The sequence below is a fragment of the Streptomyces blastmyceticus genome, assembly GCF_039521185.1.
GTDB lineage: Bacteria > Actinomycetota > Actinomycetes > Streptomycetales > Streptomycetaceae > Streptomyces > Streptomyces blastmyceticus.
Genome location: NZ_BAAABW010000002.1, coordinates 241,897 through 253,356, shown reverse-complemented (window position 1 = coordinate 253,356; position 11,460 = coordinate 241,897). Strand labels below are relative to the sequence as shown.

The 11,460-nt window shown below is 71.9% G+C and carries 11 protein-coding genes; 4 read left to right on the top strand and 7 right to left on the bottom strand.

Features of this window, described 5'->3' with window-relative positions:
* Positions 1-24 precede the first annotated feature (24 nt).
* The 6 genes from ABD269_RS03265 to ABD269_RS03240 form a co-directional block, all read right to left on the bottom strand.
* A complete protein-coding gene (locus tag ABD269_RS03265; RefSeq protein ID WP_344115810.1) occupies positions 25-1,017 on the bottom strand; it encodes an ABC transporter permease in 993 nt (330 codons plus the stop codon).
* A gap of 30 nt (positions 1,018-1,047) precedes the next feature.
* Complete coding sequence (locus tag ABD269_RS03260) at positions 1,048-1,848, bottom strand: class II aldolase/adducin family protein (RefSeq protein WP_301893267.1); 801 nt, start codon at positions 1,846-1,848, stop codon at positions 1,048-1,050.
* 347 nt (positions 1,849-2,195) lie between these two features.
* A complete protein-coding gene (locus tag ABD269_RS03255) occupies positions 2,196-3,020 on the bottom strand; it encodes an SAM-dependent methyltransferase (RefSeq protein ID WP_344115807.1) in 825 nt (274 codons plus the stop codon).
* A gap of 41 nt (positions 3,021-3,061) precedes the next feature.
* Positions 3,062-4,441, bottom strand: coding sequence for a sensor histidine kinase (locus ABD269_RS03250; protein WP_344115805.1), 1,380 nt, complete (start codon positions 4,439-4,441; stop codon positions 3,062-3,064).
* Positions 4,438-5,172, bottom strand: coding sequence for a response regulator transcription factor (locus ABD269_RS03245; RefSeq protein WP_116213319.1), 735 nt, complete (start codon positions 5,170-5,172; stop codon positions 4,438-4,440). Before ABD269_RS03245 ends, ABD269_RS03250 begins: the two co-directional genes overlap by 4 nt.
* 85 nt (positions 5,173-5,257) lie before the next feature.
* Positions 5,258-6,406, bottom strand: a complete 1,149-nt coding sequence (locus tag ABD269_RS03240) for a S1C family serine protease (RefSeq protein ID WP_344115802.1) — start codon at positions 6,404-6,406, stop codon at positions 5,258-5,260.
* A gap of 179 nt (positions 6,407-6,585) precedes the next feature.
* Here ABD269_RS03240 and ABD269_RS03235 point away from each other — a divergent pair, with 179 nt between their 5' ends.
* Positions 6,586-6,828 carry a DUF1876 domain-containing protein gene (locus ABD269_RS03235; RefSeq protein WP_301893262.1) on the top strand — a complete coding sequence of 81 codons (243 nt, stop codon included), beginning with the start codon at positions 6,586-6,588 and terminating at the stop codon, positions 6,826-6,828.
* 61 nt (positions 6,829-6,889) lie between these two features.
* Here ABD269_RS03235 and ABD269_RS03230 read toward each other — a convergent pair whose 3' ends face one another.
* Positions 6,890-8,683 carry a bifunctional metallophosphatase/5'-nucleotidase gene (locus tag ABD269_RS03230; protein ID WP_344115799.1) on the bottom strand — a complete coding sequence of 598 codons (1,794 nt, stop codon included), beginning with the start codon at positions 8,681-8,683 and terminating at the stop codon, positions 6,890-6,892.
* A 129-nt stretch (positions 8,684-8,812) separates the two neighbouring features.
* On the opposite strand from ABD269_RS03230, the gene mshD reads away from it, so the two are divergent.
* The 3 genes from mshD to ABD269_RS03215 all read left to right on the top strand — a co-directional run bounded on the left by mshD (position 8,813) and on the right by ABD269_RS03215 (position 11,261).
* Positions 8,813-9,739, top strand: a complete 927-nt coding sequence (mshD, locus tag ABD269_RS03225; RefSeq protein WP_344115797.1) for a mycothiol synthase — start codon at positions 8,813-8,815, stop codon at positions 9,737-9,739.
* An 83-nt stretch (positions 9,740-9,822) separates the two neighbouring features.
* Positions 9,823-10,212, top strand: coding sequence for a GntR family transcriptional regulator (locus tag ABD269_RS03220; protein WP_116215840.1), 390 nt, complete (start codon positions 9,823-9,825; stop codon positions 10,210-10,212).
* A gap of 53 nt (positions 10,213-10,265) precedes the next feature.
* Positions 10,266-11,261, top strand: coding sequence for an ABC transporter ATP-binding protein (locus ABD269_RS03215; RefSeq protein WP_344115794.1), 996 nt, complete (start codon positions 10,266-10,268; stop codon positions 11,259-11,261).
* The last annotated feature ends 199 nt before the right edge of the window (positions 11,262-11,460 follow it).

The following is an 11,460-nucleotide window of genomic DNA, read 5'->3' as shown; positions in this document are numbered from 1 at the left end:
ACGGGAAGAGCGTTGAGGAGGGCGTCAGCCCACGGAGGCCGTGACCGGGGCCTCGGGGGCCGGGGCCGCCTCGGGGGCCGTCCGGCCGGCCGCGCGGCGGGCGCTCAGGAACAGCAGGCCCAGGCCGATCAGCGACCAGACCACCAGCACCAGCAGGGGTGCGCCGCCGCCCGCGCCGTGGAAGGAACCGGCCGAACGGAAGAGCGTGGCGGCCGCGCCCGCGGGCAGGAACTGGCCGATGGCGCCCAGCGGTTGGGGCAGCATCTCGGGGGCCGACGCCATGCCGGACAGCGGATTGCCGACGACGAACATCAGCACCGCGCCCACCGCGATCCCCGGCGGGCCCACCAGCGAGCCGAAGCCGGTGATGACACCGACCATGGCCAGCTCCAGCAGCGCCACGACACCGGCGTTGACGAAGTAGTTGCCGGGCAGCACGCCGCTGAGGTGGGTCAGCATCAGCGAGCTGAGCAGGCCGGACAGCACGGCGAAGCCGACGATCCCGAGGAGCTTGGCGCGGGCGTCGCGCACCTTCAGGACGAACAGCAGGCCCGCGATGACAGCGGTGATCAGCAGCGGCAGGAAGCCCATGGCCATGCCGGAGCCGTGCTTGTCGTCGGCGTCGGCCGGGACGACATCGGTGACGGCGACCGGCTTGCCCTGGAGCTGCTGCGCCTGCTGGGTCAGGGTCTGCGCCACCGTGGGCGAGGCGGCCGAGGCCACATGGAGTGCGAGGCCCTCGGGCGTGGCGATGAAGGCGCCGTACGCCGCGCGGTCCTTGAGCTTGCGGTCGGCCGTGTCGGCGTCGGCGGCCGTGGATATCTCGTACGCGCCGGGCGCGGCCTTGCGCAGCGAGTCCGAGAGGTCCTCGCTCGCCGACACCACGAGCACCGGCAGGTCGCGCGGTTTGGCGTGCGACGCCGTCCACGAGAACCAGCCGCCGATCACGAACTGCACGATCGCGACGATGATCAGAATCTTGCGCGCTTCCACGCGCGGAGCGGCTGATGAACTCATCGGTTCCTCCAACTTCCTTGCGTGGGCGGTTTATTCGTCGAGCAGGTCGGGCTGGTCTGCGGTGATCTCGTCCCACATGATCTGGAAGCTGAACCGGCCGAGCTGCTCGTCGCCGAAGCCGTCGCGGGCCAGCAGGGCCTGCTCGTGGGTCATCGGCACGGGCTTGCCCGCGGAGAGGGCGAGGAGCTGGACCTGGGCGCAGCTCTCGTACGTGAAGAACCAGTGCACCGCCTCCTCCAGCGAGCCGCCGACGGTGATCAGGCCGTGGTGGCGGAGCAGCATCGCGCGCCGGTCGCCGAGCCGGTCGGCGATGTCCTGCCCGTGCTCGACCGAGATCGCCGGGCCGTCGTAGTCGCCGTAGAGGACCTGGTCCTGGTAGAACGCCGCCGACTCCTGGTCGTAGGGCTCAAGCAGGCGCTCCAGGGCGCCGAGGGCGCGGGCGTGCACGGTGTGGCCGTGCGCGATGGCGTTGGCCCCGGGGCGCTCATGGATCTTGGAGTGGATGGTGAAGGCGCTGGGGTTGACCTTGCCCGTGCCGTCGACGACCCGGCCCTCGGCGTCGACGCGGATCAGGTCGCGCACCCGCACCTGGTTGAAGGACAGGCCGAAGGGGTTGACCCAGAAGGTGTCGAGGTCCTCCGGGTCGCGCACGGAGATGTGCCCGGAGATGCCCTCCGCGAAGCCCGCCTTGCCGAAGAGCCGCATGGCCGCCGCGAGCCGCTGCTTGCGGTGCCTGCGCTCCTCGTCCGGCGACGTGAACTCGCGGTCGGCGGGGATCGGCAGCCCGGTGTGGGTGTCGGCGAGATGGTTCGCCAAAGTGTCCGTTGACACGGGTCGAGTCTCCTGATGGATGTCGGGGAATGGCCCGCCACGGCATGGTCGTGAACGCCTTCGGGGGCACTTCGGGGAAGTGGCCCGGAATGGATGTGGGGGCTGCCGGGCCCGGGGCGGATCCCGCCTCGGGGGGCGTCCGCTCCTGCTCACGCATCTTGTCCCGGCGGCGCGGCGGAATTCAGCCTTCGATGGCTCTTTCGCGCTGCACGATGCGGAGTTTCACAGATGCGCAGGGGCTCTATAGCGGGGCATATATGAACAAATCGCCCCGGGGAAGGTCTCTTGTCGGCCACCAGGGGGCCCGGGGCGCCTGCCCCGGGCCCGGAATCACCGCGCTCCGGCCGTCACGCCCTGCGCGCGTGGAAGATGCCCCACTGCAACAGCCCCTTCGCGCACGCCGCCGCCACCTGCGGAAGGCTCTCGCGCAAGCCCTCCAGGTACGCCGCGCTGACCGACGCCACGAGCGTCGGGGACGGGTCGCGCACCTCATCGGTGAGGCGTTCGTAGTGGGTCTGGAGATGTTCGCTGAGCTCCTCGAAGCTCACGTCCGAGAGCGGCAGTGACCGCAGCTGCTCCTCGTAGAAGGCGGGCGTCGCGAAGCCCGTGACCGTCAGCCGGTCCGTGAGCGGCCGCAGTTCGGCGGCGGGTGCGTCCTCGACGGCCATGAAGTCGGTGAACACCAGGTGCCCGCCGGGCTTGAGCACGCGCACCGCCTCCCGCAGGACCGTCGCCCGGTCGGGGCTGTGGCACAGCGCGTCCTGGGACCAGACCACGTCGTACGCGGCGTCCGGCGCGGGGACGTCCTGGAAGGAGCCGGTCACCACGTCGATCAGCCCGTCGAGGCCGCGCTCGGCGTTGATCTCGCGGTGCCGGCGGTTCTGCACCTCGCTGATGTTCAGGCCGGTGACGCGACAGCCGTACGACTCGGCCAACTGCCGCGCCGCACCGCCGTACCCGGACCCCAGGTCCAGGACCGCGCGACCGGGCCCGAGCGCGTCTGCGGCCTTCGCCGCCATCCGCTCGACGGTGCGCCGGGCCGCGGCACCGACCGCTTCGCGCGCGTCGGCGTAGATCCCGACGTGGATGTTCTCCCCGCCCCACGCCTGCGCGTAGAAGCCGTCGACATCGCCGGTGTCGTAATACGTACGTGCCACGTTGTCCTGGGTCATGGCACATACCTGGGCAACGGGCGCCGGGCGCAAACCCCGCGCTAGAGAACCGGCGGCGCCGTCGCCGCGCCCGGCAGCCGTACGGATGCCACCGCCCCGCCGTGCTCCGCCGGGGCGAGGGAGACCTCGCCGCCCGCCTGGCGGATCGTGCGGGCCACGATGGACAGGCCCAGGCCGCTGCCCGGGAGGCTGCGGGCCGAGGGGGAGCGCCAGAAGCGGTCGAAGACGTGGGGGAGCTCGTCGGCGGGGATGCCGGGGCCGTGGTCGCGCACGGTCAGCTCGCCGCCGGTCAGGGTGACCTCGACCGTGCCGCCGGGCGGGCTGAACTTCACCGCGTTGTCCAGGAGGTTGACCAGGGCGCGCTCCAGGGCGGCCGGTTCCGCGCGTACGAACCAGGGGTCCAGCCGCACCGCGAACGTCAGGCCCGCGCCGCGCAGCCGCGCCCGCTCCACCGCGCGCCCGGCCGCCTCGTGCAGGGCGATCACCTGCACCGGGCCGCCGTCGGCGGCCGAGTCCGGGCGGGACAGCTCCTGGAGGTCGCCGATCAGCGCCGCGAGCTCCGTCATCTGCGCCTTGACGCTGGCGAGCAGCGCCTTGCGGTCCTCCGGCGGGATCGCCCGGCCGGTCTCCTCGCTCCGCACGAGCAGGTCGATATTGGTGCGCAGCGACGTCAGTGGCGTGCGCAGCTCGTGCCCGGCGTCGGCGATCAGCTGCTGCTGGCGGTCGCGGGAGGACGCGAGGGCGGCCGTCATGGAGTTGAAGGAGCGCGACAGGCGGGCGATCTCGTCCTCGCCGTCGACGGGGATGCGCACGGCGAGGTCCTCCGTGCGGGCGATGTGCTCGACCGTGTCGGTGAGCCGGTCCACGGGCCGCAGCCCGGCGCGGGCGATGCCCAGGCCCGCGGTGGCCGCGCCGAGGACGCCGATCCCGGCGGTCAGCGCGAGGGCGATGGCGAGCTTGTTGAGCGGCTTGTCGATGTCGCTCAGGGGCTGCGCGATGGAGACCGCGTAGACGCCCTGCACATTGCTCGCCGAGGTGGCGATGCGCATCTCCTGGCCGTTCTTCGCCCGGCCGTCGTGCAGCACAGGACCGCGGTCCAGGGAGACGGCCAGGTCCTCGGAGTCCACCTCCACGGGCGACTTGCCCGGGGTGGTGCAGATCGCGCCCGTCGTCGTGATGATCTGGAAGGTGTACTGGCTGGGGCCGGTCCGCATCCCCGCGCCGCAGGAGCGCAGCAGGTCGACGACGGTCTCGTCCGTCGGGCGCACATTGGTCAGCGTGGTGTCCCGCTGCTGTTCGAGCTGCTGCTTGAGGACGAACCAGGACACGCCCGCGACCGCCGCGACGGCGACGGCGACCGCCACCGCCGACAGGAGCGCGAGCCGGGAGCGCAGGCTCAGCCGCCGGAATCTCCCGGTCATTCGGAGCCGCCGCCGTCCGCCCGCAGGACATAGCCGACCCCGCGGACGGTGTGGACGAGCCGGGGCTCGCCGCCCGCCTCCGTCTTGCGGCGCAGATACATCACGTACACGTCGAGGGAGTTGGAGGAGGGCTCGAACTCGAAGCCCCAGACCGACTTCAGGATCTGCTCCCGGGTGAGGACCTGCCGCGGATGCGTGAGGAAAAGCTCCAGCAGCGTGAACTCCGTGCGGGTCAGCTCGACCGGCCGGCTGCCGCGCGCCACCTCGCGCGTGGTGAGGTCCATGCGCAGGTCGGCGAAGGAGAGCGTGTGGGAGACGGCCTCGGCGGCCGCCGCCGCGTAGGAGCTGCGGCGCAGCAGGGCGCGGATGCGGGCCAGCAGCTCGTCCAGCTCGAAGGGCTTGACCAGATAGTCGTCGGCCCCGGCGTCGAGGCCGGTGACGCGGTCGCCGACGGTGTCGCGGGCGGTGAGCATGAGGATGGGCACGGTGACCCCGGAGGCGCGCAGCCGGCGGGCGGCGGTCAGGCCGTCCATGCGGGGCATCAGCACGTCGAGGACGATCAGCTCCGGGTCGTACGCGGCGACCTTCTCCAGCGCGTCGAGTCCGTCGACGGCCAGCTCGGTGCCGTACCCCTCGAAGGCGAGGCTGCGGCGCAGCGCCTCGCGGACGGCGGGCTCGTCGTCCACGATCAGGACGCGGGCGGGCTGGTCGCCGTGCTCGGCGGGGCTCATCGGCTTACCTCACGGGTGTACGGGTGTCTCCTGTCCCTCTCAGCGTCGCACGGCGGAGGGCGGCGGGTTGCTCCTCCGCCACCGGTCAGCTGCCGCCCGCCCGGAGCTTCGCCAGGTCGGCCTTGACGGTGTTGATCGGGATCGCGAAGCCGAGGCCGACGCTGCCCGCGGAGTCACCGGAGCCGCCCGAGGAAGCGGACGAGTACATCGCGGAGTTGATGCCGATGATCTCGCCGCTCATGTTGATCAGTGCGCCGCCGGAGTTGCCGGGGTTGAGGGAGGCGTCCGTCTGGATGGCCTTGTAGGTGGTCTTGGAGGAGCCGGTGTCGCCGTTGTACTGGTTGCCGCCGAACTCGAACGGCCACTGCGGGAGGCCACGGCCCTGCCGCTGCTGCCCCTGCCCCTGGCCCTGCTCCTTGGCGACGGTCACGTCGCGGTTGAGGGCGGAGACGATGCCGCTGGTGACGGTGCCGGTGAGGCCCTCGGGGGAGCCGATCGCGACGACGTCGTCACCGACCCGGAGCTTGCCGGAGTCGCCGAGGCTGGCCGCCTTGAGTCCGCTCGCGCCGTTCACCTTGATCAGGGCGAGGTCCTTGTCGGGGTCGGTGCCGACGACCTTCGCGGTCTTGCTGCTGCCGTCGCTGAAGGAGACCTTCACGGAGTCGGCGCCGGAGACCACGTGGTTGTTGGTGACGATCTCGCCGTTGCTCGTGATGATCACGCCGGAGCCGGTGGACTCGCCGGAGGTGGTGGTCGCCTTGATCTCCACGATGCTGGGGCTGACGGCCTTGGCGACGGCGGAGACGCCGCTGGTCTTGGAGGAGGCGTTCTCCACGGGCGTGGAGTGGCTGCTGCTGCCGGAGCGCGTGGTGAGCTCGCCGACGAGGGCGGCCGAGCCTCCGCCGACGACGGCCGCGACGATCGCGCAGGCGGCGAGGAGGGCGACGGGGCGGCGGGCGCGGGGCGCGGCGTGGCTGCTGCCACCGCCGTTGCCGCCGTCGCCGGGGCCGGGGGCGTCGAAGCCGACGTAGCCGCCGCCTCCGGGGCCGCCCGTGCCACCGCCGTGCGGGGTGCCGCCGTCGTACGGGCCGCTGCCGTCGCCCGGCCAGACGGTGACGCCCGTCGCCGTGGTGACCGGCTGCTGCGGGGCGTACGGCGGCTGCGCCGGGTACGCGGAAGGCTGCTGCGGGAACTCGGGGTCCTGGGTGCCGTTGCGGCGGTCGTTGTCCGTCATGGCTATGACTGTCCTCCGGCTATATGAAAACCGTCTGAGTGAGCCCTGAGAAGCCCGACAGAAGCGGGTATGCCCGGTATAAGGACGGCGGTTCGGCTGTTCGGGCGCATGGGGTTTGAGGCGCGCCGATACGGGCTAATTTGTGCCAGATCTCGGGGTCCGGCGTGGAGAGGGTGATCATGCAGCAGGTTGCGGGCTGGCACGTGGAAGTCGAGTTCGCCGAGGATGAGACGCATACGCGCGCGGCGGCGCTGCTGCGGCTGCGGGACGGCACGGAGCTGAGGGGCCGGGGCCAGGCCACGCGCGACCCCCGGGACGCGGACGAGCGGCGGATCGGCGAGGAGCTCGCGGGCGGGCGGGCGCTGCTCGACATCGGGCAGCAGCTTTTGGTCAAGGCGGGGGCGGAAGTCCAGAATCTGTGACCCCCACGGTCCTCGAACGCCGGACGGGCTGGAAATCCAGCCCGTCCGGCGTTCGTATCCCCTACTTCACCACCGTGATCCGGTCCGCCTTCGGCGGGGCCAGCGGGGTGGACTTCGAGGAGTGCGCCGTCAGGTAGGCGTTGAAGACGTCCAGGTCCGACGCCCCGATGCGCTTGTTCTTGCCGTCCTTGAACGCCGGGAAGCCGTCACCGCCGCCCGCGAGGAACGCGTTCGCCGCGACGCGGTAGGTCTTCGCCGGGTCGATCGCCGCGCCGTCGAGCTTCACCGAGGAGACGTCGATGCGGGCCGCGCCCTTCTTCGTCAGGTCGAGCGTGTAGGTCAGGCCCTTGCTGATCTGGAGGACGATCGGCTGGGCCTCGTTGGCGCCGCTGACCTGCTGCTGGAGCAGGGATATGAGCTGGGCGCCGGAGAGGTCGGACGTGGCCATCATGTTCGTGAAGGGCTGCACGGTGAACGACTCGCCGTACGTCACGACGCCGTCCCCTTCCGAGCCGGACGCCTTGTAGGCGAGGTCGGAGCGGATGCCGCCGGGGTTCATGAACGCGATCTGGGCGCCGCCCTTGTCGGCCGGCGCGAGGGCCTCCAGCTGCGCGTCGGCGATGAGGTCGCCGAGCGGCTTCTCGTAGCCCTCCGCGCCACGGCCGTTGATGTCGGCGGAGATGTAGCCCACGGGCCTGTCGGCCACCGGCGCGGCCAGCTTCCGCCAGCGGTCGACGAGGGCCGTCATGTCGGGCGCCTTCGGCTGGTTGCGGTCCACGACGTGGTTGCCCGTGCGGGGGCTCTTCACGGCCGTGCGGACGATGTCCTTCGTCCGCCGGTCGTACGTCAGCGTGGTGTCGGTGTACAGCCGCCCGAAGGACGCCGCCGAGGTGACCGTGCGCGGCGCGCCCGACGGGTCGGGGATGGTGCAGGTGTACGCCGCGTGCGTGTGCCCGGTGACGAGGGCGTCGACCTTCGGCGTGACCTTCTTGGCGATGTCCACGATGGGGCCGGATATCCCGGCGCCCGCGCCCGGGGTGTCGCAGTTGTAGTTGTACGCGCCGGAGGCCGGCAGCCCGCCCTCGTGGATGAGGGCGACGATCGACTTCACGCCCTGGCGGTCGAGCTCCGCGGCGTACTTGTTGATCGTCTCGACCTCGTCGCCGAACTTCAGGCCCTTCACGCCCTCCGCGGTGACGACGTCCGGCGTGCCCTTGAGGGTGACGCCGATGAAGCCGATCTTCACGCCGTTGCGCTTCCAGACCGTGTACGGCTTGAGGATGGGCTTGCCGGTCTTCTCGTCCGTGACGTTCGCGGCGAGGTAGGGGAAGTCGGCCCCCCGGAACTTCTTGCCCTTCTCGAAGCAGCCGTCCGTCGGGTGGCAGCCGCCCTTCTGCATCCGCGTCAGCTCCGCGCGGCCCTCGTCGAACTCGTGGTTGCCGACGGAAGTGACGTCCAGCCCGAGCTTGTTCATCGCCTCGATGCTCGGCTCGTCGTGGAAGAGCCCCGACATCAGCGGGCTGGCCCCGATCAGGTCACCGGCCGCGGCGGTCACGGAATAGGGGTGCCCCTTGCGCGCCGTGCGCAGCGAGTTGGCGAGGTACTCCACGCCGCCCGCGGGTATGGCCTTCTTACTCCCGTCCGGCTGCAGCTCGGTGACGGTGCCGGAGGAGCCCTGCGGGGGCTCCAGGTTGCCGTGGAAGTCGTTGAAGGAGAGCAGCTGTACGTCGACCGTACGGGAGTGGTGGGCGCTCGCGGGACCGGCCGTGGCGAGGACACCGGCGGTGGCGGCGAGAACGGCGACGGCGGTGCTCAGCCGTCTGGAGAGGCGCTTCCGTGGCGGCGTCGCGTGCATTTGTTCCCCTTTGTACATATGCGGTTGTTGCGTGGTCGCCGGAATTTTATGTTCAACGCGCGTAGCGCGTCAGGAGCGTTGAGGTGACGATTCAGTAGCTCCTGATGGCCGAGGTCGTAGGCTCGACCCATGAGTAGTGACGTCGCGAACAACACAGGCGGGCAGCGGTCGATCGAGGTCGTGGAGGAGCTCGCGCCCGAGACGGCGCGGGATGTGCTGCGGCTGGTGGAGGAAGCCGCCGCCGTCGACGGCCAGCCGGCCGTCTCGGAGCAGGGGCGCCTGCAGCTGCGCGGGCGGCGCGCGGGCGTACGGCACGTCCTGCTGCGCGACGACGAGGGCGAGCTCATCGGCTACGGGCAGCTGGAGGACAGCGACCCCGTGGAGGCGCCCGCGGGCGAACTCGTCGTGCACCCCGACCGGCGTGGCCGCGGGCACGGGCGGACGCTGGGCGGCGCGCTGCTCGCGGAGTCCGGCAAGCGGCTGCGCATCTGGGCACACGGCGGACACCCCGCCGCGCGGCACCTCGCGCAGGTGCTCGGGCTGAGCCTCTTCCGCGAGCTCCGCCAGATGCGGCGCCCGCTGGCCGGACTGGACCTCCCCGACGCGCGCCTGCCGGACGGCGTGACCGTACGCACCTTCCGCCCCGGCAAGGACGACACGGCGTGGCTCGCCCTGAACGCGGCCGCCTTCGCGCACCACCCCGAGCAGGGCTCGCTGACGCAGCGGGACCTCGACGACCGCAAGGCGGCGAGCTGGTTCGACCCGGAGGGCTTCTTCCTCGCCGAGCGCGAAGGCGAGATCGTCGGCTTCCACTGGACGAAGGTGCACGCGGAGGAGGAGCTGGGCGAGGTCTACGTCCTCGGGGTACGGCCCGGCGCCCAGGGCGGCGGGCTCGGCAAGTCCCTGACGGCGATCGGACTGCGCCACCTGGAGGCCAAGGGGCTGCCGACCGCGATGCTGTACGTGGACGCGGACAACCTGCCGGCGGTGGCCGTCTACGAGCGGCTGGGCTTCGCGGTGCACGAGACGGACCTGATGTACCGCACCGAGAGCTGATCCCGCCTCGACGCCCGCCAGCATTTGACAGCCGCCGATCACATACATCACCCTTTCACTAGTCAAGTAGTGAAAGGGTGATCGTGGTCGAGTTCCGGATCGACCGGCGCAGTGGGGTGGCCACCTATCTGCAGATCGTTCATCAGGTGGAGCAAGCCCTCCGGCTGGGTCTGCTCGCGCCGGGCGACAAGCTGCCCACGGCCAAAGAGGTCGTCGCGGCCACGGCCATCAATCCCAACACCGTGCTGAAGGCGTACCGCGAGCTCACCCGGGACGGCCTGGTCGAGGCGCGCCCCGGGCTGGGGACGTTCGTGCGGCGCTCCCTCGCGCGCCCGCAGGCCGGCGCGGACTCGCCGCTGCGCGCCGAGCTCGCCGACTGGATGGAGCGCGCCCATGCGGCGGGGCTCGCCAGGGAGGACGTCTCCGCACTGGTCACCTCCGTGCTGGAGGAGCGCTTCGAGGGCCCCGCGTGACCCACGGTCCGCACGCTCCGGACGCCATGTGAAAGTGTGAACAAGGGGGTCCGATGACCGATTTCACCTTCCGCCCCGGCCACACCGCCCTGGAGGCGGTCGGGCTCGGCATGAAGCACCGGCGCGCCTGGGCGCTGCGCGACTGCTCCTTCCGGCTGCCCGCGGGCCGCGTCTGCGCGCTCGTCGGGCCCAACGGCGCGGGCAAGACCACGCTGCTGTCCCTGGCCGCCGGGCTGCGCAGGCCCACCGAGGGCTCGCTCACCGTCCTCGGCAGGCGCCCCGGCGGCGCGGAGGTGCGGCCCCGCGTCGCGTACCTCTCGCAGGACAAGCCGCTGTACGCCCGGTTCACCATCGCCGACACCCTCCGCATGGGCCGCGAGCTCAACCCCGCGAGCTGGGACCGGGCCACCGCCGAGCGGCTCGTGGACGAGGGCGGGCTATCGCCGGGCGCGCGCGTCGGCGACCTCTCCGGCGGGCAGCGCACCCGCGTCGCGCTGGCGCTCGCGCTGGGCAAGCGGCCCGAACTCCTGCTCCTCGACGAGCCGATGGCCGACCTCGACCCGCTCTCGCGCCACCAGATGACGACCGCCCTCATGACCGCGGCCGCCGAGCGCGCCGTCACCGTCGTCATGTCCTCGCACATCCTCGCCGAGCTCGACGGGATCTGCGACTACCTGCTGCTCGTGGCCGACGGCAAGGTGCGGCTCGCGGGCGAGGTCGAGGACCTGCTCGCCGCCCACACCCTGCTCGTCGGCCGGCACGAGCAGCCGGGCGCGCCGCGGGAGTTCGCGGCCCACACGGTCGTGGAGACGCGCCGGACGGGCCGTCAGCTCACCGCGCTCATACGCCCCGACGGCCGCCCCGTGCGCGGCGGGTGGCAGGCGTCGGAGCCGACCCTGGAGGAACTCCTCCTCGCCCACCTCCGCGCACCGGACGCGCCGCCCCTGCTCACGCCGAGCGCGGAACCGCGAGTGGAGGGCAAGGCCGTGGGTGCTTCGGTGGGCAGAAGCCGGCTGGGTCCGGCGGCCTCGGGCCCGTACGGCGTCTGAGCCCGCCCGCCGCAGGTGGCGAGCCCCTTCCGGAAGGGCTCCGATTTCCTTAGCGCCATGTGGGCGTTACCCGTGATTCAACAGCGGTTGCCAGTCTTGCCGAATGCAGCCCGCCGTGCCCCGTGCACCCGACCGACGGCTACTCGCCGCCGTGGCGCCCGTCTCCGACGCGCCCGCCCCGCCCCTGACGCGGAACAAT

Excerpts from the sequence above, each read along its gene's own strand:
- ABD269_RS03265 (WP_344115810.1), bottom strand. The coding sequence starts at position 1,017 with ATGAGTTCATCAGCCGCTCCGCGCGTGGAAGCGCGCAAGATTCTGATC.
- ABD269_RS03255 (WP_344115807.1), bottom strand. The coding sequence starts at position 3,020 with ATGACCCAGGACAACGTGGCACGTACGTATTACGACACCGGCGATGTC.
- ABD269_RS03250 (WP_344115805.1), bottom strand. The coding sequence starts at position 4,441 with ATGACCGGGAGATTCCGGCGGCTGAGCCTGCGCTCCCGGCTCGCGCTC.
- ABD269_RS03245 (WP_116213319.1), bottom strand. The coding sequence starts at position 5,172 with ATGAGCCCCGCCGAGCACGGCGACCAGCCCGCCCGCGTCCTGATCGTG.
- ABD269_RS03240 (WP_344115802.1), bottom strand. The coding sequence starts at position 6,406 with ATGACGGACAACGACCGCCGCAACGGCACCCAGGACCCCGAGTTCCCG.
- ABD269_RS03235 (WP_301893262.1), top strand. The coding sequence starts at position 6,586 with ATGCAGCAGGTTGCGGGCTGGCACGTGGAAGTCGAGTTCGCCGAGGAT.
- ABD269_RS03230 (WP_344115799.1), bottom strand. The coding sequence starts at position 8,683 with ATGCACGCGACGCCGCCACGGAAGCGCCTCTCCAGACGGCTGAGCACC.
- mshD (WP_344115797.1), top strand. The coding sequence starts at position 8,813 with ATGAGTAGTGACGTCGCGAACAACACAGGCGGGCAGCGGTCGATCGAG.
- ABD269_RS03215 (WP_344115794.1), top strand. The coding sequence starts at position 10,266 with ATGACCGATTTCACCTTCCGCCCCGGCCACACCGCCCTGGAGGCGGTC.